This window comes from Gammaproteobacteria bacterium, assembly GCA_029884425.1.
Classification (GTDB): Bacteria; Pseudomonadota; Gammaproteobacteria; order S012-40; family S012-40; genus JAOUHV01.
Window position 1 is genome coordinate 1 of the sequence record JAOUHV010000033.1, and the last position, 24,036, is coordinate 24,036.

Below are 24,036 nucleotides of genomic sequence, written 5' to 3' on the forward strand. Positions count from 1 at the left end.
CAGGGAATATTCAACCGATGCCGAATACAGAGCGTTGCTGCCCGAGCTGAATCACCCCAACATCTGCTCACTCATCGAATATAGTGAAGACAGTAATTATTACTATTTTTACAACCACAACATTGATGGCGACGTGCTCTATAACCTCATTGAAAACTCACTCAATGAATCCAGTATCATCGACATCACTCTCAGCCTTCTAAGCGCACTTGAATATATCGAAGAACTTGATTTATCGATAATTAATTTAAATCCTAAAAATATCCTCATCTCCCACGATTACCGATCCACTTTCTTATCTCCCGGCATTATATTGAAGAAGACTGCCCAACAAGCAAAATATGCAGCCGAAGAAAAAACGCTAGACACTTACAGTCTTCGCTATTTATCACCTGAGTCTCTGGGAAGGATAACAAAGCCCATTGATGCAAGAAGTCAGCTATATTCTCTGGGAATCATCCTGTTCGAAATGATAAATGGGGTAGCGCCATTCACCAGCGACAATCCAATCGAAATCATTCACATGCATACAGCCAAGCCAGCCCCGGAACCGAAACTCAACAAACAAAGAATCCCTCAAGAACTGTCAAATATCTGCAAAAAATTATTGGAAAAAATGCCTGAAAACAGATACCAGTCTTTTTATGAACTACGAAATGAACTAATCACTTTCCAAGCATCATCACAAAACATAAAAAGAAAATACAATTCAACAAAACTTTATACTGTCAAAGATCAACAAAAAATAGCGCCGCCCAAAATGATATACGGAAGAAGCACACAGCTTAGATTATTACGGGAAAGCTTTGATCTTCTTCTATCCGGAAAGCCAAACACACCCTTCATATCTGGCGAATCTGGCAGTGGAAAAACCTACCTGTTCAACACATTCTTAGATGAAATAAAGAAAGAGAACCCACTCTTCATAATGAAGGGAAAGTTTGACGAACATAGCATTAGCACACCACATTCAGCCATCACCCAAGCAATTGAAAACTTTGGATCCGATCTGTTAAAAGAAAACGATGAGTTACTGGAAACAATAGAATCTAATATAAATAGAGATTTAGGCGATAATTGCGCCATAATAACATCAATAAGTCCATCTTTCGAAAAGATACTGGGAAAACAACCAGAATTATCAACACTTCACGAAAATGAATCTTCAAATAGATTTAACGACACAATAATTCAATTTTTCAAATCCATCTCATCATGTAATATACCTACAATATTATATATAGATGACATTCAATGGGCAGAGGATTCATCCATTGAACTAATAACCTCTATAGCTTCAAACACCAACAGCCTGCTTACGGCAATAAGCTATAGATCGGATGAGATAGAAAAACAAAAAATATCCAGAATTAGAAGAGCCATCAACCCATCAAAACCAACAATCATCATTAAGACAAAAAACCTATCATTGCAAGAAACATCAAAAATAGTCCAAGAAATGCTTAATTGGAACGCGCCCCAAGCACAAAAACTAGCAAAATACACCTTCGAGCAAACGGGCGGGAATGCATTTCATACAGTCAAAAGCATATTAAATCAGTACAAAGTAAAAAATATATCCATAAACCCAGAAAGCGACACATGGGAATGGAATAAAAACGAAACCCTCTCCAAGAAAGATGAAACAAATATAAGAAAAACCCTTGATACATTATTTGATTATTTAGACAAAGAAACAAAAGAAATTCTACAGACAGCGTCCTGTCTTGGTAATAATTTCAACAAGGATACGCTCTTGTATTTCGGATACAATATCAAAGATCTAGAGAGAAGCCTGCACTGCGCTGAAGACAGTGGAATCATATTAAGATCAGAAAATGACTTCTATTTCACGCACGACCAAACAAGACAGTCAATATACTCTTCAATAGACAATAATAAAATTGGACTACTTCACTTAAATATCGCAACAACCCTATATTCCAATTTGGTTTACTGTGAAACAAGCTACGATAACTATGACCTGGCAAGACATATAAATAAAGCCAGATATTCTTTGATGAGCAATAATCAAAAATCCATTTCATCAAAAATAAATTATTGGTGCGCAAAGCAGTCAATAACTCAAGGAGCATACTCAAGCGCAAACTATTACGCTTCACAAGCACTACATTTTTTCGATAAAAAAACAAACAGAATACGCCCATCCTTATTTGACATAGAAATCATTAAGACCAAGTCACTATTTTTATCCGGACAGAAATCTGAAGCTATAAAATTCGCCAAAAAAACACTTTCGTTGGCATCAACACCCCGTGAAAAGATTGAATCCTATGCAATAACAAAGAATATACTTCTCAACATGGGAAGATCCTACCTCAAGGCAGTAAATATCGGGTTATCAATATGCAAAGATCTAGGAATTTTTATTCCTGGCAGCATCGAAGAGGTGATCCATGAAACCAGAAAGGCATCTGATGAAATCAGCGCCATATACAATAAAATAACAAAAAACATAACGACTTCAACAAACTTGCAAAATAATAATACCTCCATAGAAATTGACTTACTTAGCCAACTCTGGGAGGCATGCTACTACGCGGGACTAACAAATCACCTGCATCTGATATCTACCTATATGACGAGAATTTCATTGACTGAAGGAGATTATGAAGGATCAGAGTTCGGCTATGTTACTTACGCTGCATTTTGCATAGAAAGAAAAAGATTTAATGAAGCTAAATATTTTGGAGATTTAGCTATCAACAACATAACCAATTCATCATCACCATTTAAACCAAAAGTATATAACCTATATAACAACTATATAGGGTATTTCTTTAACAACTTTCACCACTCTCACTTACTTTACGAAAAAAGTCTAAATTATTCGAAAACATATGGCGACTATCTATTTGGCGCATGGGCGGCTCTATTTTCATCATGGTCGCTATTCATTAGTGGATCACCACTTAAAAAAGTCCGAAAAGTTATCGACGAAAACAAAAAATTCATTGAGAAAACCGGGGATAGGAAGATCATAGATGCAATAAACTGCCTAGAAATAGCCATATGCTCCATTGACGGCAGTGAAACAACCCCATTTTATGAGCAAAAATTCATTCAACGAATACAGAGCGAGTGGGATAGAGAAAAATTCCTGCCTGGCGGCCTATGGCTGTGCGTCATAGCCGGTCAATTATCATCCACCCTAGAAAAAAGGGCCGAATATCTCTCTTTCAAAACAAAGTCAAATATAGAACAACATCCATCAATAGCAATGTTTCCAAAGTCACAATTTTATTTCTTTGACGCTATAAACATTAAATTCTTCGATAATACGTCTACCATACCAGAGGAGACTATCGAATATTATAGAATAATGTCCCAAAATAACCCCTCCAGCTTTGAATACATGCTCTACATACTATTGGCCTTAAAAAATTCCGATAATCGCCAGAAATCTTCTGAATTTTTCATAAAAAGCATCCATTCAGCATGCAACTCATCAAATCTTTATGCCAAAGCCATATCCAACGAGATGTATGCCGATTTCTTGATGGGAAAAGATGAAAACATGTGTGCAAAACATGCAAATATCGCATGCGCTTTTTATAGCGAATGGGGAGCCATAAAAAAAATTAAACAACTAAAATCAAAATACATAAAATATATCACCCGATTAAATTATTTAGACAACAACAAATTACCAAATCAAACAACAATCCACGAAAACACCTACCTTGATCTTGAAAAAACAGACCTCATCGGCGCAATTCGCACAAACATTAAACTATCAAGTAAAAATTGCATTAATGACATATTATACGAGACTCTTACCAACATAATCGAATCTACAGGAGCTCAAAGAGCGGCGTATTTCACAGAAGAAAACAAGATACTGCATCTTCAAATGATTGTCGACAATCACGGAACAAGTGAAATTAATGAAATAATAACAAGAAAAACCATACCCATGGAGATAATAAAAGAAACAATAAACTTAAATGAAGACATCATAATAGATAATGCTGGAACAAACCAAGATTATAAAAATATCTCATGCGTAATTGAGAAATCAATTAAGTCAGTTATATGCACAAAGTTTTTCCACAAAAATAACCAGCAAACAATTATATACCTGGATAACAGTCTAATTCCCGGTATATTTTCTAAAAAACACGTATCCATAATACAAATCAATATGCAGCACGCTTCGATTTACCTTGAGAATATTTCGTTAATGAATCAATTAAAATCGGAAATAGTCCATAGAAAAAACAATGAAGAGGAATTAAAAACTGGTGAGGAGAGAATGCGACTAGCGCAACAGTATGCAAACATAGGAACATGGGAGATGGATTTATCAAAAAATAAACTATTATGGTCAAATAACGTATATGAAATGTTTGGCTTTAGTAAAATATATCCTCCAGAAAAGACTTATGATCTATTCTCAAATTCTGTCCATCCAAACGATAAGGATCTTGTCGACCAGTCATTGAAAAAATCTTTCTATGATGGAAACTACGAGATTATTCACAGAATAATTCGCCCCGATAATTCTATCCGCTGGATGCGTGAACAGGCCACCATATTTTTCGGAAGAAATAACAAACCCAAAAAAGCTCTTGGCATAGTTCAAGATATTACCGACTGGAAGAATTCACAAATTGAACAGGAAAAGCTGAGAAATCAGCTACTCCAGGCACAAAAGATGGAATCAATTGGCCATCTTACAGGTGGAATTGCGCACGATTTCAATAACATTCTTACTTCCATTATGGGGTTTTCACAATTAGCAATTCGCCTCAATGAAAAAAATGGATCAGGGAAAATGAATGTTTATCTCAATGAAATCCTAAACTCAGGTAACCGAGCACAGTCTTTAGTCAAACAAATGTTGACTTTTAGCAGAAAAACTGACCATTCAAAAACTAGAATCAATATTTTTGAACAGCTCTCTGAAATTGTCCTGATGCTTGACACTACCTTCCCATCAACAATTAAATTTTCTCTTTCTTCTTCATTAAAAAATCTATTCACAACTATTGACCCAGTTCACTTTCACCAGGTTCTAGTTAATCTTGCGATTAATGCCAGAGATGCAATGCAAAACTACGGCACCATAAGAATATATTTGTGCGCCACCACAAAACCAAAAGGCGATTGCGACTCCTGCCACCAGAACTTGTCTGGAAAATATGCTGTTCTTCAAGTACTCGACAACGGTTCAGGAATAAACAGGCAACATCTTTCTCATATTTTTGAGCCATTTTTCACGACAAAGGAAATAGGAAAGGGATCTGGAATGGGACTTTCAATGGTGCATGGAATCATGCATGAAACTGGCGGTCACATTCAGGTACATTCATTTGATGATATTGGCAGCTGTTTCCAACTTTATTTCCCTATTGCTGACACTTCCCATCAGGAATTGCACAACAATAAATTTTCGTCGTACACAAGCACTCCTTCTGTAATCGATACAAAAGTTGTGTTACTCATTCACAAAGATCCCACGCTATCTACATTCATTAGTACCTGTTTACCTGGGGATGATTTTAATGTCATTTGCTGTTCAAACTTGCATGTCGCCATGCAACATATCGGTGAAGACAGCCCCCCTCTTACCGCGGTGATCATTGGCCACAGTGGTGACGAACACACCCCATCTGTCGTCACTGGTTTTCTTCAACATCTTCAAGAAAATGTTCCCATTTTTCTATTGGACGATTTGGGCAACCATGCCAGCAACGCCCTATACCCTGAAAGTATCGGCCGACTTTCCCTGCCTCTGGATCCGGGTCAATTGCTCTCAGCAATTAATCACCAAGAACTGGCCACTGCGGAAGTGATATAAAATTTATTTGGCATTTTAGCTATTGACATAATATATTCATATCCGGATGACAAACTCATGATAGGGTTTGCTAGCACATAGTCGCAGCTCGATAGAGCTCGGCATGCTGAATGCATTGAATATATATTGTAAAACGTTTTAACAAGGGATGCTTTATGACCATCAGCAACAAGGGAAAGCTGCTGCTCCAACAACTGGGGGAACCTCATACCCAGATCATTACGCAGCTACTGAATAACCCAAACGAACTCGTCTGGTTCCAAGCCAGACCCCTGCTACTTTGCGCAGACCCGTTACTTACATTGGAGATGGCTGTCAAACGCGTGAGTGACCAGTCATTACGCACCATGCCCGACACGTTTGTCGTCCTCAAGGCACTTTCCTACGCGTGGGACAAATTCAACGAGCAAAACGAAGAAGCCGCCAAGCAAGCTTGACGGCTTTATACTTACTTCGCAATTCTTTCCGGTTCTTCTATTCTATTCCATTCTCATACTGCTACGCAGCGGACTTGTCGCCTTTCCTGCCCGGATTCATACCGTTCAACAACTGCAATAACTCTGCTTCGCCGCGCGAAATACCACTGCGCTCCATAACAGTCGAAATATCTTCCCCGTGACGCACCATACGCAAAGCGTGACTGTATATCTGCTCGCTCGGTTCTTTCATGGAGATCTGATCTTGTCTTTGTTCTAGCTGGCGTAAACGTTGTTCCAATTGATTGAGCTTTTCACCCATACCTTCCGCCGAACTCAGCAAGGCATGAATTTCTGTTTGTGACGCCTGCATTTTAGCCGCGTGATGCTGCGCCATATGATTCAATTTCCGCTGAAAAAGGCGAGCCTGTCCCAGCATACCGACCAATACGGCCAGTGATACCAACATGGATGTATCAAACGGAAATGAAAACAGTGCGTCTGCACCCATCATGCGCCTCCCCTCAGAACCCTGCTGCCTAGCCCATTTCACTGCTGTCGAGAAACTTGTTGACATCAATAAGTATCAACAAACGACCATCAATGCTGGTGACTCCCTGAATATAGCGTGACGTTTCTGCATTGCCGATATTCGGTGCAACTTCAATTGCCGAAGCGGCCAAATCCACCACCTCGGCAACACTATCCACCAACATTCCAATTTCCTGACCTGCTACTTCGATAATCACGATGCGACTACTATCCGTCGCTTCAACAAACTCCAAACTAAATCGTTTGCGGGTATCAATCACCGTCACCACATTTCCACGCAGATTAATAATTCCCAGCACATAATCTGGCGCACCTGGCACAGGTGCAATTTCCGTCAACCTTAAAACCTCGCGGACCTGATCAACGTTAATACCGTAAGTCTCGCCATCCAGATGAAATGTTACCCACCGCATCAAGCGATCATCTTGTACTTTGCGATCTTCGCTCATTGTGTTTTCTCCTAGTATTTCAATCGGCGACGATCATCCGACAGCCAACAGTTAAGCCTTGTTCTGCACAAATCATTCCTGGTTATTTAGGCAGCATCGATTCCATTTGCGATACGTTGAGAAGCAACAACCCCGTCCCCTGTTCAATACCGGCCAACCAGCGGCGCTGCCCATCCTCGGTCTGCCACGTCACCTGCTCATCATAGATACTTGCAGCGCCTTCTACCTGATCTACCAGCAGGGCAAAAGATCCCTGATTAAGCAGAATAAATTGTTTGCCCGCCAAAGCAGAAAAAACCGGAGTCGAACGTACAAGTCCCAGTAAATCAATGAGTTTGGTTTGTTGAACCGTTTCTGCAAGATATCCAATCAACCATGGTGGCGCCTCTGTAGGCCATGTCGTCACCCCGCTCGCTGGCATGATGCCCGCCAAATGACGATACTCCACCGCACAACGAAATTTTCCCGCCCGAAAACTCAGCACCTTGCGCTTTGTTCCTTTCGGCACCGACGATGCAACCTGGGGAGCGTTCAGCAAAGACTGCAGGTAATTGCCTAAGACAAATTGTTCCTTGTCTAAGTCATCCATGGCGCTATGAAACCTTTTCCTTACGTGACAACGTCGGTTGCATCGGCGCATCACGCATCATCAGCACTGACATCAGCAGTCGCCGATACGCCATCGCCCCATGGCTACGCGGACTTAGCAAACACAGCGGCTTACCCAACGCCGCAGCCTCACGAAAACGCGTATCCACCGGAATAACGTGGTCCCACATGTTGTAGGGATAGGTATCGCGCAAATGTTGCAGCACCTCACGTGCAGCACGGGTACGTCTATCGTACATGGTTGGCACCACGGTATAGGGCAACACCTCGCCACGCGCCTGCGAAATCATTTTCAGCGTACGAACCATTTGCTCCAGACCCTTCATCGCGAGAAACTCGGTCTGCACCGGAATCAGTAATCGCTGCGCCGCTGCCATAGCATTCACCATTAGCACCCCCAGTATCGGCGGGCAATCGATCAGAACATGCGCGTAATCGTCAATTACGCTTTGTAGCGCGTCATAAATGACCAGCCCTTTGCCTTCTTTGACGCCCAATTGCCGATCCAATGTAACCATCGCTGGTGACGCCGGCAAAATACTCAAATTCGGCACCTTGGTCGGTTGAATCAAAGCAGAAATACCTGGCGATTTTTCCTGAAAAAGCTGGTAGGCGCTCTGCTCAACGGCATGCGATGAACACCCTAAATAGGTGCTCATTGATCCATGGGGGTCCAGGTCAATAACCAGTGTTTTGCGGCCTGCCGCTGTCAGCAAGCCCGCCAAATTGACTGCCGTCGTCGTTTTACCGACGCCGCCTTTTTGATTAGCAATGGCCCAAACTTTCAAACTAGCCTCCTAGCGCTTCCCACTTTCCGAACTCAGCGGTCATGAAAAATTAATGCACAAAGAGCGCCATTTAATTGTCATTGGTTTTTAATTGCGGAAATCCGGTGCCATCCTGTGGTCTGCGATCGGCATTTTCCAGGGCTTCCTTAAAGCGCACGTTCATGTCTTTAGCCAGAATAGCCAGAACAACTCTGCGATTTTTAGCTCGCCCAGCCTCGGTATTATTGTCAGCAATGGGGCGGTATTCGCCGTAGCCAATCGCCGTCATGCGCTTGGGATCAATCCCCGCTCCGGCAAACAAATGCACAACGCTGGCTGCTCTGGCGGCTGACAATTCCCAATTGGAGGGATAGGTGTCGTTGTTGATCGGTAGATTATCGGTGAAGCCTTCCACATTGATCGGATTGGGAAATGGTGCCAATATTTTGGCTACTCGCTTCAGTAGCGGATCGGCATTAACCGAGAAATCTGCCTCGCCGCTGGGAAACAGGACACTGCTGCTAATCTCGATCTCCAGCCAATCATCCGATCGGCGCATCGCGACCAGATCGTTATTGATCAAACCCTGCATCGCCTTCTGCATGTCATCGGCCATTGCCCGCAAATTAACTTGCATTTGCTCGTCGGCTGCTGGTGATTCGCTGCTATCACTGCCTGCTGAGTGAGTTCTCAACTCCACCAACGTATCGCGTTTGATCCGATTAATATCTCCCTCTTGCACTGGTTCTGCTGATCGTGGTGGAGAATCAAAGGCTTCGGTAAGTGACTCTGACAGAACCCGGTACTTTCCTTCATTGACTTGAGAAATGGCATAGAGCACAACAAAAAAAGCAAATAGCAGCGTGATGAAATCCGCATAAGAAATCATCCAGCGATCGACATTCTCGCCACTCTTTCCCAAGCCGCTTTTAAATCGCCTTAGACGTCTCGATGCGCGCCGCACTAGCCAACAAAGCCTTTCAGTTTCAGCTCAATGTTGCGCGGATTTTCTCCCTCGGCAATGCTGATAATACCCTCCATCAGCAATTCGCGCGTTCGAGTTTCGCTCTCAATAATGGCTTTGAGCTTATTCGCCACTGGCAGTAAAAAAAGATTGGCCAATGCAACCCCGTAAATCGTTGCCACAAAAGCCGTCGCAATACCTGCACCAAGAAGAGAAGGATCAGACAGGTTTTCCATAACCTGAATCAGTCCTATAACCGCGCCGATAATACCAATGGTTGGCGCATAGCCCCCCATGGATTCAAAAACTTTCGCCGCAGCCATATCACGCTGTTCAGCGCAATCAATATCAACTTCCAACGTTGAACGAATCGCCAGCGGATCACGACCATCCACCAGCATCTGCAAGGCTTTCCGCGTATAGGGATCGTTCTCCTGGTCCAGTGAATTTTCCAATCCCAGCAAACCATTGCGTCGCGAAATATCGCTCCATTCCAGCACTTTGCCAATGGCCAAGTGCGACCATTGCTGTGGAGGAAACATCACCCAAGGGAAAATTTGCAACGCACGTCGAAAATTTGAAATCGGTGATTGCAGCATGATGGCTCCGACCGAACCGCCCAGCACAATAAGTAACGCGGGTCCGTTGAGCAATGATAATGCAGACCCGCCTTCCATACTTTGTCCAACCAGGATGGCTGTCAATGCCACCACCGCGCCAACAAAGGAAAGCGAATCCATGAGACTAAACCTGCTTGACTATTTCACTGCCGATTTCATCCAGCGGCAAAATTCTATCAGTAACACCTGCTGCAGCAACCGCCGCCGGCATTCCATACACAGTGGACGTTGCTTCATCTTGCGCCCAAACCAGCACACCCTCGGTTTTAAGTTTTTTGCAGCCCTCGGTACCATCCATTCCCATCCCGGTCATAATCACTGCCAAGATCCGACCATTGAACTGTCCTGCCAGCGAAGAAAATGTAATGTCGACACAAGGCTTGTAAGTCTGCGACGGTTGCCCATCAACAACTTGCAAGGTACTGATATTGCCACGACGTCGCACAGTCATCTGCTTTCCACCGGGAGCTAAGTAAGCCACGCCCGGCTCCAGCTTATCCCCGTCCGCCGCTTCCTTTACCGAAATCGCGCACATGCCATCAAGCCGCTTGGCAAACGCCGGCGTAAATGTACCCGGCATATGCTGAACCATAATAATCGGAGCCGGAAAATCCTTGGGCAAAGCCATCAACACTTTTTGTAGCGCAACCGGCCCACCAGTCGATGTACCAATAGCCACCAGATCGATATTGCCTTTGGCGTTGCGATTAATAGAACCACCTGCCAACGATGACGACGGCTTGCCAAGCTTTGTGGATGTTTCAGTCTTGCTTGCAACCGCTGTCGATGCCTGTACGCGCGAACGTCTTGACACCGCAATAATTCGCTCACACAATATTTTTCCAGCAACATCTTTATTACTGGAAATATCTTCGAATTTTTTTGGAATAAAGTCGACCGCACCCGCATCCAGCGCATCCAGCGTGGCTTTGGCACCATCGGTAGTGAGCGATGAAAACATCAGGATAGGAACCGGATAGGTGCGCATAATGCGCCGCGTTGCTTCAATGCCATTCATCACCGGCATCTCCACATCCATGGTCACCAAATCAGGTTTTAACTCTTGAACTTTATCAACTGCCTCTTGACCATTTTCAGCAGAGCCAATGACTTTTATCCGTGGGTCTTGAGTAATAATTCGCTCAATCTGGCGCCGAAAAAAACTGGAGTCGTCGACAATAAGAACTCGAATCGCCATAAATTACCCCTTAGTAACGACGAGCATATGCCTTGACAAGACTAGGCACATCCAGAATCAATGCGATCCGTCCATCACCGGTAATAGTTGCACCTGATAGACCCTTTGTCCCATGCAACAAAGCACCCAGTGGTTTGATAACCACTTCCTCCTGCCCAATCAAATGCTCGACAACGAATCCCACTTTTTGATTACCAATGGTCACCACAACAACGTGCCCCTGTTTTGGCATTTCTTCACCGAAGGCACCCTTGATTAACCATTTTTTGAGAAAATAAATTGGCAGTGGACGATCACGCAACATGATAACCACTTGGCCATCTACGCGATTGGTCTGGGTCAAATCCAAATTGAAAATTTCGCTGACACTAACCAGCGGCAAGGCAAAGATCTGTTTGTCCAACATCACCATCAAGGTCGGCATAATCGCCAAGGTCAATGGCACTTTTATTTTCAGGCGCGTTCCCACACCTTGCTGTGATTCAATTTCCACGCTACCGTTGAGTTGCACGATACGTGTTTTCACCACGTCCATGCCCACACCACGACCCGAAATATCTGAGATTTCATCCTTGGTAGAAAATCCAGGGGCGAAAATCAAGTTGTACGCGTCATTTTCTGTCAGGCGAGAGGCAGCATCCTCATCCATCAAGCCCTTCTCAACCGCTTTCTGGCGCAATTTGTTAGGATTCATACCGCCGCCATCATCGCTGATGATCAGCAAAATATGATCACCTTCCTGCTCGGCACTGAGTATAACGGTACCGGTTCTGGATTTCCCTGCGGCCTCACGAACTTGCGGCATTTCAATGCCGTGATCAACGGCGTTGCGCACCAAGTGAACCAATGGGTCGGCCAAGGCCTCCACCAGATTTTTATCCAGATCAGTTTCTTCACCGCGTAATTCCAACTGAACTTCTTTTTTCAGATGGCGAGCCAAATCGCGAACCACGCGAGGGAAACGACCAAAAACTTTTTTGATCGGCTGCATGCGGGTTTTCATCACCGCTGCCTGCAAATCGGCTGTCACTAAATCAAGATTACCAATGGCCTGAGTCATCTCCTCATTCGCCATACTGCCTTGCAGCGTCACCAACCGATTACGCACCAGCACCAACTCGCCCACCATGTTCATGATGTCATCCAGGCGTTTGGTATCAACACGAACCGTTGTTTCCGCTTGTGCGGCTTCTTTTTTCTTGGCGTCGTCGGCGTCGTCTTTATCTTTGGCAACAGGTTTAGGAGCAGCGGGTTGTGATGCTGCTACTTTTGTCGGAGCAAGTTTCGCCGCAGGTGGCGCAGCCACAGGCTTGGCCACCGCAGCTGCCGGTTTTTCCGCAACAGGTGCGCCTACAAACTTGCCTTTGCCATGCAAGGTATCCAGTAATTCTTCAAACTCGTCTTCACTAATATCTTCACTCGACGGTGCTGCACTGGCCGCCTTGGGGGGCGATGCAGGAACAGCAGGTGCTTCCGCTGCAGGCGCAGCTGCAGCAACGAATTTGCCTTTGCCATGCAACTTGTCCAGCAGCTCTTCAAATTCAGCTTCAGTGATATCATCAGAACCGGCGGGGACAGAAGTTGTTGTAGTGGCTGGCGCTGCGGGTTCAGCTTTGGGGGCTGCAGCAAACTTGCCCTTGCCATGGATGTCATCAAGCAGATTTTCGAATTCTTCTTCGGTGATTTCATCTGCCCCAGTGGCAGGTTCCGCACTGGCGTGCGCCTGCACTTCAGGATCGCTAAGCATTTGATCAAGCTGTTCATCAGCCGAGGCTACTGCAACTTGTTCAGATGCACCCTGAGCATCATCTGCGCCACCAGGATCACCACCAGACAAAATCAGCTTAAGCTGCTCGAGCAGTGCAGCTTCGGCAGGTTCTGGCAAGTTTCCCGCGCGCACAGTGTCAAACATTGCATTGAGTGTATCAAGCACGCGCAAAAACACGTCCATGATACCTGCAGTAATTTGTCGCTCGCCGTTGCGCAACAAATTGAAAATGTCTTCTGCCTTGTGACAGACCTCGACAAGGTTATCCAAGCCAATGAAGCTGGCGCCACCTTTAATTGTATGAAAACCACGGAACACTGCGTTTAGCAGATCAGAATCATTTGGACTTTGCTCAAGATCTACCAACTGTTCGCCCAATAGCTCCAGGATCTCGCCAGCCTCTACGAGAAAATCCTGAACTATTTCGTCTTCGATATCAAACGACATGGTAATCTTCCTAGAAACCTAAACTGGACAACAAGTCATCCACTTCGTCCTGGCCGGAAACTGCGTCTGGTGACTCCATGCCTGGCACCTGTGGTCCCTCAAGTACGCCGTTTTTGCGTTCGCCGGCACCGCCTTCCCTAGGTTTCACTTTTCCACCCTTGTAGCCAATACGAATCAAATTGACGAGATTCATTTCGACTTCGCCCACCAGCGTAATCACCTTACGAATAATTTGTCCGGTAATATCCTGGAAATCCTGTGCCATCAATACATCAGTCAGGTGTATGCGAATTTTGTCAGTACTATCGTGGGTATGATCCAAGTAGAAATCAATATCTTTCACCAGCGATCGGAACTCTTCGACTTCCATTTCTTTTTGTCGAAATTTTTTCCATTTCTCCAACAAGCTCCCCGCGTTCCTGGCCAATTCCTCGCACAATGGTAATGACGACTCCACTGCACTTAAGGTACGATGCGCGGCATCTTCCGTGCGACTAATTACGTAACTCAAGCGCTCTTTGGCATCAGGAATGTCTTCCTCAGTAATTTCGGCGAAGCGCACATCATAACGAAAGGTATTGAGCGCTTCGTGGAAATCACGGGTGAGTTTTCCTAGTTCGTTAAAAAGCTCGCTTTCATGCAGCGCAGTGATTTCTCCCAACGCAGCATCTGCAGCTTCTTTGTTCCCTGACTCCAACGCCTCGACAAGTGTTTTGGCTGACTTGAGTAGATCAGGGTCTGGCACATTGGCCTGTTCTGACATGCCGTTCCTTCCAACTTAAGCGAAGCAATCAACCATTGACCCGTTCAAATATCTTGTCGATTTTTTCCTTCAGTGTCGTTGCTGTAAAAGGCTTAACCACATAACCATTAACTCCGGCCTGTGCAGCCTCGATGATTTGTTCTCGCTTTTGCTCTGCGGTCACCATTAATACTGGCAACGTGTTCAAATCTGGATCGGCGCGCACAGCTTTGAGCAAGTCAATTCCTGTCATACCTGGCATATTCCAGTCAGTAATCAGAAAATCATATTTTCCAGATTTGAGCATGGGTAACGCCGTCTGACCGTCATCCGCTTCTTGCGTGTTATTAAAACCCAGATCGCGCAACAGATTTTTTATGATGCGTCGCATCGTTGAAAAATCGTCCACTATCAGAATACACATGTCTTTATTAATCATAATGACCAGCCCATCGTTTTTTCATGCTTAAAGGTAATTCGCCGATTACTCAGGCTTGTTCCAATCTCCCATACGGGCTTGTAAACGAATCACGGCCTGGCTATGTATCTGACAAACACGTGACTCACTAACACCTAGAACGTCACCAATCTCACGCAGGTTTAATTCTTCATCATAGTACAGAGCCATGACCAAGCGTTCTCTCTCTGGCAAACTAGCGATAGCCTCGGCCAAAGTTCGCTTAAAATCTTCTCTTTGCAGACCTTCCAGTGGACCACCACGGTCATCGGCAAATTGATCGGCTTCTGCTTCGTCACCGGGAGCCAGATCTTCAAAACTGGTTACCCGATATCCACTGGCAGCCTGCAACACCTGATGATATTCATCCAATGGCAAACCCAGCGCTTGTGCAACCTCGTGATCACGCGCATCACGACCGGTTTTGTTTTCGATCTGCCGTACCGCTTCAGCCACCATGCGCGCTTTTTTGTGCACTGAACGCGGCGCCCAGTCGCTGCGACGAATTTCATCCAGCATGGCTCCGCGGATACGAATACCTGCGTAGGTTTCAAAACTGGCACCCTGGGTGGAATCGTAGTTACGCGAGGCTTCCAGCAGTCCGATCATGCCCGCCTGAATTAAATCGTCTGGCAACACACTGGGGGGCAAACGACTCACCAAATGATAGGCAATACGCTTCACCAAGGGTGCATACTTGGTGACTAGTTCGCTGTCTTCCTTCTTGGTCGCTGACTGATAGCTTTCGACACCACTCATGCTATAACCCCCACATTAGATTGGCTAGCCTGAATCAGGCGCTCAACAAAGAATTCCAAATGACCATTCGCTTTTGAAGACACAGGCCATCTATCGGCTTTTTGCGCGAGGTTCTTAAACGCCGTCGCGATACGGCTGCGAGGAAATGCCTCAACCACAGGCCGCTGTTTTTGTACTGCTTTTCTAACCAGCGGGTCGTAAGGTAATACCCCAACAAATTCAAGTGTGACATCCAAAAAACGATCCGAGGCTCGAGATATTTTTTCAAACAATTCCCTTCCCTCCTGTGCGGAATGTGTTTGATTGGCCAGAATCCGAAAACGGCGTATGCCGTGTTCGCGACTCATCACCTTAATCAGTGCATAGGCATCGGTAATGGAAGTCGGCTCATCACAGACCACCACCAACACTTCCTGTGCCGCCTTGCAATAACTTACAACGCTGTGTGCAATCCCTGCCGCCGTATCGATCACCAACGTATCAACACGATGCGCTAAATCGCTAAAAGCACGAATCACGCCGGCATTCTCTGCCTCGGTAAGTTCGGCCATTCGCTGTGTACCTGACGCAGCTGGCACAATTTGCACGCCTTGCGGTCCTTCTACCAGAATTTCTTCCAATGTACGTTCGCCACAAATAACGTGTGACAGGTTGTACAGTGGATGTAGCCCCAGCATGACATCCACGTTGGCCAGCCCCATGTCGGCGTCCATCAAAAATACGCGCCGCCCCATCTCGGCCATTGCCACCGACAAATTGACGGCGACATTGGTTTTGCCCACTCCGCCCTTGCCGCTGGTCACGGCAATCACCTGCACGGGATGTGACCGCTTCATTTGCCGCAATCCGGCCGCCTGATCAAACTGCCTGTTAGCTAACATGGTTGGCCGCCGCCTCTCCAAAAGCCATCTCGACCATTTCGTCATCGATGACGTGATTTGATTTCTGCATCATGCCAATGGCGCGCTTAACCAACGTCACGGCTTTTTCCATATGTAAATCTTCGGGTACACGCTGACCATCACAGACATAGGCGATGGGCAATTGTTGTTCCGCCGCGACGGACAAGGCACTTCCCAAACTGTTGGTTTCATCCAGTTTGGTAAAAATGCAGCCATCCAGCACCACCTTGCCGTATGCTTTGGCGGTTTCTTCCATGACGCTGTATTGAGTTGAAGCAGACATCACCAGATAGGTTTTAATCTGCGAAGTACCATCGCGCAGCATGGAGAACTGTTCGGTCAGTCGCATATCGCGCTGACTCATGCCGGCGGTATCGATCAACACCAGCTTGCGGTCGTACATGGATTTGAGAATGTCTTTGAGTTCTGCCGAATCATTGGCAACGCGTACCGGCGCTTCCATGATGCGGCCATATGTGCGCAACTGCTCCAGTGCGCCCACGCGGTAATTGTCGGTGGTGATCAAGGCAATTTTGTCGGTGCCGTGCTGCAACGCATAACGGGCAGCCATTTTGACCAGCGTGGTGGTCTTGCCCACGCCGGTGGGTCCCACCAGCGCGAATACGCCACCACGCATCAACACGTCATCCTGAATCACCGGCAGGCGGGAAACAAAATTGGCCAGCACCTGACGCCAAACGAGTTCAAAGCTCTGATCTGTGTTGGCCGATTCAACCAGTCGGCGACAAATACCGGGCGAAACGCCCATTTGCAACAAATGCCGCATAGCCTTGGCGCGATAGGGATGCTTACGCCCCATTTCGCCCCAGGCCAGTGATGACAGTTGCTGTTCCAGCAAACCACGCAGGTTGCTCAGTTCAGACCATACTTCGCGCATGGACTGATCTTCAGTCTGTTTTTGTGTTGCCACGGGAGACTTTTCCTGGCGAGGTGTTGCCGCTTTGGCCGGCGCTGGGCGACGAACTTCAGTGTCGTCATCGAGTTCGTCATTTTCGTCCATGTCGGGATCATCAAATTTGGCCAGCCATTCCATCGTTTGCTGGTCATCATCGGTATTTTTAGCTTTGGGCTTGGCTTTGACTTTTGCTTTGTTGGCTTTGGGGGCTGAGGCAGGGGAATCATTTCCATCGTCGGTCGCAGCCAGTTTATCTTTGACGTGTTTCCAGAAAGGTTCTTTACCGCCCACCTGTTTGTCCATCATTTGGGCAAAGGCGCTTTGTTCTTCCGCGTAGGCGCGCGCACCAGTCACGGGCGCTGATTTTTCGGCTACCGCGCTACGCTCTGAGTGTGGTGTTTTTTGCTGCAGCATGGCGTCGTCATAGTCGATGGCGGCAATAATTTCCACGCCCCCGTCCGTTTGCCGATTGGACAGAATGACTGCGTCCGAACCGAGTTCGTCGCGAACTTTATTTATGGCTTGCCGGATATCCGGGGCATAAAACCGCTTTAGTTTCATGACTACAACCTCTCAGAAACCACCCTAGCCTTGCACTCTGGTGGGAAAACTTGTTATGACGCTTGTTCAAGCCCTCATCGGGGACGCTGCACTGCCTACGTTTGCTACCACAACGATTTCCTTGTTGTCTGGAATCTCGTTGTAGGAAAGAACATGCAATCCCGGTATGGCGCGTCTGGCGAACTTGGACATCATCTCTCGCAGTGGCGGAGAAACCAGTAACACCGATGGTTTACCTGTCATTTCCTGCTTTTGAACCGCTTCGGCCAAAGAATCATGGATGCGTTCTGCCAAGCCTGGTTCTACCCCGGCTTCGTTTCCACCACCGGCCTGAACGGTCTGCAGCAATATCTGTTCCAGAGTCGGGTCAAGCGTAATGACCGGCAAAGTCATGTCCAACCCATTAATTTGCTGAACAATTGAGCGGCTAAGTGCCATACGCACCGAGGCCGTCAAATATCCGACATCTTTATTATGTTGGGCGCTATCGGCCAGGGACTCGGCAATACTACGCATATCGCGGATGGGAATGCCCTCGTTCAGCAGGCTCTGCAGCACCTTCACCACCATGCCCAGCGTCAGAGTATCCGGCACCAGTTCTTCCACCAGTTTTGGAGCAGTTTTCTTAAGATTATTAAGTAGTTGCTGCACTTCTTCCCGCCCCAGCAATTCGCTGGCATGACTCTGCAGGATTTGGCTAAGGTGAGTGGCCACCACCGTACTGGGGTCTACCACGGTATACCCCAAGGTCTGCGCATGATCACGCTGGCCGGGCTCGATCCAAACGGCCTCCAGGCCAAACGCTGGATCACGACCTGCCATACCGTTGAGGCGGCCATAAACCTGGCCAGGATTGATGGCCATTTCTCTATCGGTATAAATTTCAGCCTCGCCTATGGGCACACCGTGCAGGGTGATGCGGTAGGCACTGGGGCTGAGCTCCAGGTTGTCACGAATGTGTACCGGCGGAACCAGGAAGCCCAGCTCCTGCGACAGTTTTTTGCGCACGCCCTTGATCCGCGTCATCAGCTGGCCGCCCTGGTTTTTGTCCACCAGCGGAATCAACCGGTAGCCCACTTCCAGACCAATCAGATCCACGGGCACGACGTCATCCCAACCCAGTTCTTTGGGCGGCTCAGCCTTAGGCGCTTCAGCGACGGCTTGCTGTTGAGTACGTAGCACGCCTTCCTTGGCTTTTTGGTTCATCATATAAGCGCCGCCAATTGCCGCACCCCCCAGAATCAGGAAGGGCAAATTGGGCATCCCAGGAATAATTCCCATACCAGCCATAATGCCGCCACTCACCGCCAAAGTACGCGGCGAGGCGAACAGTTGCGACACTACGTCATTACCCATATCACCGGACGCAGAAACCCGCGTCACAATAATGGCGGCAGCAACTGACAGTAACAGTGCTGGAATTTGTGCAACCAGACCATCACCGATGGTCAGCAGCACGTAGTTGCGCGAGGCATCTGCCAAGGCCATATCGTGCTGGATCATACCGATGATCAAACCACCGATGACGTTAATAAACAGAATCAGAATACCGGCGATGGCATCACCACGAACGAACTTGCTGGCACCGTCCATGGAACCGTAAAAATCTGCTTCCCTGACAATCGCCTCACGGCGATTTTGAGCTTCTTCCTGAGTGATCGAACCTGCGTTCAAATCTGCATCGATCGCCATCTGTTTACCTGGCATCGCATCCAAGGTGAAACGCGCAGTTACTTCAGAAATACGCCCCGATCCTTTGGTAACTACGATGAAATTGATAATAACCAGAATCGCGAAAACGACGATACCAACCGCATAATTACCGCCGATAACAAATTCACCAAACGATTCGATAACCTGACCTGCTGCGTCAGTCCCGGTATGACCTTCGAGCAGCACAACACGCGTCGATGCAATATTCAACGCCAACCGCAACAATGTTGCCACCAGCAACACCGTGGGAAACGCGGAGAAATCCAGGGGGCGATCAACATAAATAGCCGCCAGCAAAACCACCAGCGACAACGTGATGTTGAAGGTAAAAAGCATGTCGAGCAAGAAAGGAGGCATTGGCAAAATCATCATGCCCAGCATGACGATCAGCAACAATGGTACACCTAGCCCACTGTGAATAATGTCCTTAAATGTGTGTTGAATTGAGGCTCGATCGAACTGTAATGCGGCCATATGATTTCTCGTAAACGATCCCGGCTATTAGTTGTCACGCCTGAACCCTTCGGGAATCGTGACATCAGTAAACTCCAATGGCCTTGAAAAATCTGTACCAGGCTTGTCTTTGAGCGAGAAAATATATGCAAGTACCTTGGCAACTGCCAGGTATAACTCGGATGGAATCTCTTCATCCAGGTCGGTACTGTAGTAAACAGCACGCGCCAAGGCGGGTGATTCGAGTATGGGAACGTTATGTTCATTTGCAACAGCACGAATGCGGAACGCCAAAGTGTCCGTACCTTTGGCCACAACTACCGGAGCGCCACCGGATTCCTGATCGTATCGTAACGCAACCGAATAGTGGGTCGGGTTGGTAATAACCACATCTGCGGTTGGCACTTGTTGCATCATCCGACGTCTGGCCATCTCAATTTGCACACGACGGATACGCGATTTGGTTTCGGGGCTACCTTCCTGGTTTTTATTTTCGTCTTTGACTTCTTTCTTGGTCATCTTCAACTGCTGGGTGTTGTTCCATATCTGAAATGGTGTATCCATCGCTGCAACAACAATCAAACTAAATGACATTAAAATAAAAAACCAAATAATATCGCGACCAAGAAACTCCAACGCGACTTCCACCGGCATATATCCCAAACCCATTATAGAATCGGCTTGCCACATCAAAATGGCAACCGCAACCCAACCTATCAGGACCACCTTGGCGATTGCCTTCACCAGCTCCATCAATCCCTGAGCACCAAAAATACGCTTTGTACCTTTCAATGGATCAAGCTTGCTGCCCTTGAACGCCATGGCTTTGAAGGAAAAGTTCCAACCACCAACAATCATGGGGATAAATAATGCGACCAAATAAAGCATCAACATCAAGGGTGCCATCAAAATCAGACTTTCAAGTATCCGATCCTGTAGTAGCAATGCCATAAATTTGGTATCAAAGATTTGCTCACGTGTTGGCGAAAAGCCAATTTTGAGAATGTCCAGAAGTTTGTCCATCATGGTCGGCCCCAACATCAATAGCCCTGCACCTGATGCGATCATCATAAAGAAGGTGTTGAATTCACGCGAGCGTGGCACCTGACCACGCTCGCGCGCATCGGTTCGACGTTTCTCCGAGGGGGCTTCCGACTTTTCTTGGCCGTCTTCGTTCTCTGCCATCAGCGAACGTGACCTATGGTTTTAATAACTTCCATGCCATCCAGTGACAAATGCTTAAAGCTTTCAAGCATCATAGGCAACGACAACAGGATGATATAAAAACCTCCGGCAATCGTAATGGCAAAGCCCACCGCAAAAATATTCAGCTGGGGCGCTGCACGTCCCATAACACCCAGAGCAATATTCACCAGCAACAACGCTGTTACCGCCGGCAGGGACAGCATTAATGCCCCTTCGAACATTTTACTGCCCCAGTCGACAATCATCTTGAATGCGGATTTATCCACACCTTCCAGTCCTATAGGCAGCGTTTGAAAACTATCTGCCAACATACGTATCACCGCCAAGTGACCATCCATGGCCAGAAAAAACAGCGTGACCATGATCAAAAACATCATACTCAAAACCGGCGCCTGTGAACCATTGACAGGATCAATCATGGTGGAAAAGCCCAAACCCATTTGCATCGCAATAATCTGACCGCCAATTACGAATGCACCAAACACCATGTGAAAAATAAATCCCATCGATACGCCAATCATCACCTGCTGAATAACCAGCATGAAACCCTCGGCACTCACCGGATCAATTTGTGGAACTGCAGGAACAGAAGGAACAATGGCAATCGTCAATGCCAACGCCAGAACCACTCGAACCTGAATTGGAATAAACGCAGAACTGAAAATGGGAAAGGCAGCAACAAATGCGGTAACGCGCACAAAGGGCCATAAATACTGACCTATCAAACCACCGATTTCAGCGCCAGTAAACAACATGGCGCTAACCTATCATCATCGGGATATCCACGATCATGCGGTGCATGTATGAAAGTAACAAATTCAACATATACGGACCAGCAACCATGAGAGTTGCAAAAGTTATTAAAAGCTTTGGAATGAAACTAAGGGTCATCTCATTAATGGAGGTCGCCGCCTGGAACATCGCAACAACCAAACCGATCGCCAACGCTGGCAACAAACAGATGCTTACTAACAAAGTTAACAGCTCGAGCGTATCCTGGAATATATCGACGACTGACTCAGGTGTCATATAAAGCCCTCAGATATAAAAACTCGATGCCAGCGTTCCCATAATCAACGCCCAACCATCAACCAAAACAAACAACATGATTTTAAAAGGCAGTGATATCATCATGGGAGATAGCATCATCATACCCATCGCCATCAACACGCTGGCCACGATAAGATCGATAACCAAAAATGGTATGTAGATCAAAAAACCAATTTGAAATGCTGTTTTCAATTCACTAGTCACAAATGCGGGAATCAGCATAGAAAACGGAACATCTTCAGGCGAAGAAATATTGGTATGTCCAGAAATATTACCAAACATTTCCAAATCACTTTCCCGGGTTTGTGCCATCATAAATTCTCTGAATGGCCCTTGTGCCGCCTTAAAGGCTGCGGGCGCTTCAAGCTTTTCATCCATATAGGGCACAATGGCTTCGTTATAGACTTTGGTAAAAACCGGCTCCATGATAAAGAACGTCAAAAACAGTGAAAGACCGATAAGGACCTGATTGGATGGCGCCTGCATCAAACCGATCGCCTGGCGAAGTATCGACAGTACAATCACTATACGAGTAAATGCAGTCAACATCATCAACGCTGCTGGCAAGAAAGTAAGCAGCGTCATAATCGCAAGGACTTGCAGCGTCAAACTGTAAGTTTGTCCACCATCAGGGTTTGTCTGTACGGACAATGCGGGAACACCCGGATCCGCTGCCATCACGACTTCTGGCATCCACGCCACCAACAAAAGTGCTGCAAAAATAAAGAGTCTATTCATCTTTTCCACTGCTTTATTACCGCGTTAAGACGTTCAGAAAAGGCTGAGCCAACCACCGAGTTCTCGGTTGAAACATCAACTGGATACTTTAAAACATGCAAGGTTTGTATGCGACCAGGAGAAATTCCAACAACAATTTGTTCATCGCCAACTTGTATAAGAACAATTCGATCTCTTGTACCTAACGACAAACCAGAAATAATTTTCATCGTGTCATTGGCAATAAAGGCTGTGCCAGCAAAGCGTTTAAATGCCCAGGCACTTCCAAAAATGGCCGCAACTACCAATCCAAGTCCCAGCGTTACCTTAAGCAAGGCCGAGGTAGTGTCCGGCGCACTATAGGATTGGTGAGATTGAATTACAGGCCTTGCCGGAGCAGTAGAAACTGCCGGGGCAACGACTGCATCTGCAGATGCGATCTGCAAAGATTGTTCGTCAACACGCTGCACAGCATCCGCAGAAAAAACGGCGATGGGAAAGATCATCAAAAGTATTATCAGTGCACGCATCATTGTAGTTTCTTTATACGTTCCATGGCAGTAATAACGTCGGTCAAACGAATACCGAATTTTTCGTTAACCACAACGACTTCTCCATGAGCAATCAGCGTACCGTTAACCAGCACATCCAGTGGCTCGCCAGCGAGGCGATCCAGTTCAACCACCGAACCTTGGTTCAGTTTAAGCAAGTTGCGTATGCTGATTTGTGTTCGACCAATTTCCATCGAGATGGTGACGGGAATATCCAGAACCATATCCAAGTCGACAGGTTCCTCACCACTTTTTCCTGCCTGGCCAGCAATTTCACTCAACGGCGAAGTGCGAAATGCGCCATCATCGGTATCGCGTTGTTCCGCCAGCGCTTCTGCCCAAGCATCCTCAACACCATCACCATCTAAATTGTCGCCTTGTTCTGCCATTTCAAC

22 protein-coding genes are annotated in these 24,036 nt (G+C 46.5%); 2 read left to right on the forward strand and 20 right to left on the reverse strand.

Translation table 11 applies throughout. From position 1 onward, the window contains the following. Positions 1 to 34 precede the first annotated feature (34 nt). Both OEW58_09530 and OEW58_09535 read left to right on the forward strand, forming a co-directional pair. A complete protein-coding gene (locus OEW58_09530) occupies positions 35 to 5,824 on the forward strand; it encodes an AAA family ATPase (protein MDH5301589.1) in 5,790 nt (1,929 codons plus the stop codon). Between the two features lie 155 nt (positions 5,825 to 5,979). Next, the gene (locus OEW58_09535; protein ID MDH5301590.1) at positions 5,980 to 6,261 is read left to right on the forward strand and encodes a hypothetical protein; all 282 of its coding nucleotides are present in this window, start codon (positions 5,980 to 5,982) and stop codon (positions 6,259 to 6,261) included. A 61-nt stretch (positions 6,262 to 6,322) separates the two neighbouring features. On the opposite strand, the gene OEW58_09540 is transcribed toward OEW58_09535, so the two are convergent. From OEW58_09540 to fliN, 20 genes are all read right to left on the reverse strand, one after another. After that, a complete protein-coding gene (locus tag OEW58_09540; protein MDH5301591.1) occupies positions 6,323 to 6,754 on the reverse strand; it encodes a DUF2802 domain-containing protein in 432 nt (143 codons plus the stop codon). Between the two features lie 25 nt (positions 6,755 to 6,779). Beyond that, positions 6,780 to 7,241: a chemotaxis protein CheW gene (locus OEW58_09545; protein ID MDH5301592.1), complete on the reverse strand. Its 462-nt coding sequence runs from the start codon at positions 7,239 to 7,241 to the stop codon at positions 6,780 to 6,782. Positions 7,242 to 7,323: 82 nt separating this feature from the next. Further along, a complete protein-coding gene (locus OEW58_09550; GenBank protein MDH5301593.1) occupies positions 7,324 to 7,830 on the reverse strand; it encodes a chemotaxis protein CheW in 507 nt (168 codons plus the stop codon). A gap of 4 nt (positions 7,831 to 7,834) precedes the next feature. Further along, positions 7,835 to 8,638, reverse strand: a complete 804-nt coding sequence (locus tag OEW58_09555) for a ParA family protein (GenBank protein MDH5301594.1) — start codon at positions 8,636 to 8,638, stop codon at positions 7,835 to 7,837. Positions 8,639 to 8,708: 70 nt separating this feature from the next. Continuing rightward, positions 8,709 to 9,539, reverse strand: coding sequence for a flagellar motor protein MotD (motD, locus tag OEW58_09560; GenBank protein ID MDH5301595.1), 831 nt, complete (start codon positions 9,537 to 9,539; stop codon positions 8,709 to 8,711). A gap of 41 nt (positions 9,540 to 9,580) precedes the next feature. Then, the gene (locus tag OEW58_09565) at positions 9,581 to 10,321 is read right to left on the reverse strand and encodes a flagellar motor protein (protein ID MDH5301596.1); all 741 of its coding nucleotides are present in this window, start codon (positions 10,319 to 10,321) and stop codon (positions 9,581 to 9,583) included. Between the two features lie 4 nt (positions 10,322 to 10,325). Beyond that, the gene (locus tag OEW58_09570; protein ID MDH5301597.1) at positions 10,326 to 11,399 is read right to left on the reverse strand and encodes a chemotaxis response regulator protein-glutamate methylesterase; all 1,074 of its coding nucleotides are present in this window, start codon (positions 11,397 to 11,399) and stop codon (positions 10,326 to 10,328) included. Between the two features lie 10 nt (positions 11,400 to 11,409). Next, positions 11,410 to 13,614, reverse strand: coding sequence for a chemotaxis protein CheA (locus OEW58_09575; protein ID MDH5301598.1), 2,205 nt, complete (start codon positions 13,612 to 13,614; stop codon positions 11,410 to 11,412). Between the two features lie 10 nt (positions 13,615 to 13,624). Beyond that, positions 13,625 to 14,377 carry a protein phosphatase CheZ gene (locus OEW58_09580; protein MDH5301599.1) on the reverse strand — a complete coding sequence of 251 codons (753 nt, stop codon included), beginning with the start codon at positions 14,375 to 14,377 and terminating at the stop codon, positions 13,625 to 13,627. Positions 14,378 to 14,405: 28 nt separating this feature from the next. After that, entirely contained in the window at positions 14,406 to 14,795 is a 390-nt protein-coding gene (gene cheY / locus OEW58_09585) for a chemotaxis response regulator CheY (GenBank protein ID MDH5301600.1), read from the reverse strand. Between the two features lie 45 nt (positions 14,796 to 14,840). Continuing rightward, entirely contained in the window at positions 14,841 to 15,572 is a 732-nt protein-coding gene (locus tag OEW58_09590; GenBank protein ID MDH5301601.1) for an RNA polymerase sigma factor FliA, read from the reverse strand. Then, positions 15,569 to 16,417 (reverse strand): MinD/ParA family protein, encoded by an 849-nt coding sequence (locus tag OEW58_09595; protein MDH5301602.1) that lies wholly within the window; start codon positions 16,415 to 16,417, stop codon positions 15,569 to 15,571. Before OEW58_09595 ends, OEW58_09590 begins: the two co-directional genes overlap by 4 nt. Positions 16,418 to 16,442: 25 nt before the next feature. After that, on the reverse strand, positions 16,443 to 17,951 hold the full coding sequence (flhF, locus tag OEW58_09600) for a flagellar biosynthesis protein FlhF (GenBank protein MDH5301603.1): 1,509 nt from the start codon (positions 17,949 to 17,951) through the stop codon (positions 16,443 to 16,445). Positions 17,952 to 18,017: 66 nt separating this feature from the next. Beyond that, positions 18,018 to 20,138, reverse strand: a complete 2,121-nt coding sequence (flhA, locus tag OEW58_09605) for a flagellar biosynthesis protein FlhA (protein MDH5301604.1) — start codon at positions 20,136 to 20,138, stop codon at positions 18,018 to 18,020. A gap of 27 nt (positions 20,139 to 20,165) precedes the next feature. Further along, a complete protein-coding gene (gene flhB, locus OEW58_09610; GenBank protein ID MDH5301605.1) occupies positions 20,166 to 21,302 on the reverse strand; it encodes a flagellar biosynthesis protein FlhB in 1,137 nt (378 codons plus the stop codon). Beyond that, positions 21,302 to 22,078: a flagellar biosynthetic protein FliR gene (gene fliR / locus OEW58_09615; GenBank protein ID MDH5301606.1), complete on the reverse strand. Its 777-nt coding sequence runs from the start codon at positions 22,076 to 22,078 to the stop codon at positions 21,302 to 21,304. Before fliR ends, flhB begins: the two co-directional genes overlap by 1 nt. 4 nt (positions 22,079 to 22,082) lie before the next feature. After that, complete coding sequence (locus OEW58_09620; GenBank protein ID MDH5301607.1) at positions 22,083 to 22,352, reverse strand: flagellar biosynthetic protein FliQ; 270 nt, start codon at positions 22,350 to 22,352, stop codon at positions 22,083 to 22,085. 9 nt (positions 22,353 to 22,361) lie between these two features. Further along, complete coding sequence (gene fliP, locus OEW58_09625) at positions 22,362 to 23,111, reverse strand: flagellar type III secretion system pore protein FliP (GenBank protein MDH5301608.1); 750 nt, start codon at positions 23,109 to 23,111, stop codon at positions 22,362 to 22,364. After that, positions 23,108 to 23,623 (reverse strand): flagellar biosynthetic protein FliO, encoded by a 516-nt coding sequence (fliO, locus tag OEW58_09630; protein ID MDH5301609.1) that lies wholly within the window; start codon positions 23,621 to 23,623, stop codon positions 23,108 to 23,110. Before fliO ends, fliP begins: the two co-directional genes overlap by 4 nt. After that, positions 23,620 to 24,030, reverse strand: a complete 411-nt coding sequence (gene fliN / locus OEW58_09635) for a flagellar motor switch protein FliN (protein ID MDH5301610.1) — start codon at positions 24,028 to 24,030, stop codon at positions 23,620 to 23,622. Before fliN ends, fliO begins: the two co-directional genes overlap by 4 nt. Positions 24,031 to 24,036: the final 6 nt, after the last annotated feature.

What these genes read in the sequence shown, in the direction of transcription:
- fliN (MDH5301610.1), bottom strand. Translation starts at nt 24,030, where the DNA reads ATGGCAGAACAAGGCGACAATTTAGATGGTGATGGTGTTGAGGATGCT.
- OEW58_09620 (MDH5301607.1), bottom strand. Translation starts at nt 22,352, where the DNA reads ATGACACCTGAGTCAGTCGTCGATATATTCCAGGATACGCTCGAGCTG.
- OEW58_09550 (MDH5301593.1), bottom strand. Translation starts at nt 7,830, where the DNA reads ATGGATGACTTAGACAAGGAACAATTTGTCTTAGGCAATTACCTGCAG.
- OEW58_09545 (MDH5301592.1), bottom strand. Translation starts at nt 7,241, where the DNA reads ATGAGCGAAGATCGCAAAGTACAAGATGATCGCTTGATGCGGTGGGTA.
- fliO (MDH5301609.1), bottom strand. Translation starts at nt 23,623, where the DNA reads ATGATGCGTGCACTGATAATACTTTTGATGATCTTTCCCATCGCCGTT.
- OEW58_09575 (MDH5301598.1), bottom strand. Translation starts at nt 13,614, where the DNA reads ATGTCGTTTGATATCGAAGACGAAATAGTTCAGGATTTTCTCGTAGAG.
- OEW58_09565 (MDH5301596.1), bottom strand. Translation starts at nt 10,321, where the DNA reads ATGGATTCGCTTTCCTTTGTTGGCGCGGTGGTGGCATTGACAGCCATC.
- OEW58_09540 (MDH5301591.1), bottom strand. Translation starts at nt 6,754, where the DNA reads ATGATGGGTGCAGACGCACTGTTTTCATTTCCGTTTGATACATCCATG.
- OEW58_09590 (MDH5301601.1), bottom strand. Translation starts at nt 15,572, where the DNA reads ATGAGTGGTGTCGAAAGCTATCAGTCAGCGACCAAGAAGGAAGACAGC.
- flhF (MDH5301603.1), bottom strand. Translation starts at nt 17,951, where the DNA reads ATGAAACTAAAGCGGTTTTATGCCCCGGATATCCGGCAAGCCATAAAT.
- OEW58_09580 (MDH5301599.1), bottom strand. Translation starts at nt 14,377, where the DNA reads ATGTCAGAACAGGCCAATGTGCCAGACCCTGATCTACTCAAGTCAGCC.
- OEW58_09570 (MDH5301597.1), bottom strand. Translation starts at nt 11,399, where the DNA reads ATGGCGATTCGAGTTCTTATTGTCGACGACTCCAGTTTTTTTCGGCGC.
- flhA (MDH5301604.1), bottom strand. Translation starts at nt 20,138, where the DNA reads ATGGCCGCATTACAGTTCGATCGAGCCTCAATTCAACACACATTTAAG.
- cheY (MDH5301600.1), bottom strand. Translation starts at nt 14,795, where the DNA reads ATGATTAATAAAGACATGTGTATTCTGATAGTGGACGATTTTTCAACG.
- fliR (MDH5301606.1), bottom strand. Translation starts at nt 22,078, where the DNA reads ATGTTGTTTACTGGCGCTGAAATCGGTGGTTTGATAGGTCAGTATTTA.
- fliP (MDH5301608.1), bottom strand. Translation starts at nt 23,111, where the DNA reads ATGAATAGACTCTTTATTTTTGCAGCACTTTTGTTGGTGGCGTGGATG.
- flhB (MDH5301605.1), bottom strand. Translation starts at nt 21,302, where the DNA reads ATGGCAGAGAACGAAGACGGCCAAGAAAAGTCGGAAGCCCCCTCGGAG.
- OEW58_09535 (MDH5301590.1), top strand. Translation starts at nt 5,980, where the DNA reads ATGACCATCAGCAACAAGGGAAAGCTGCTGCTCCAACAACTGGGGGAA.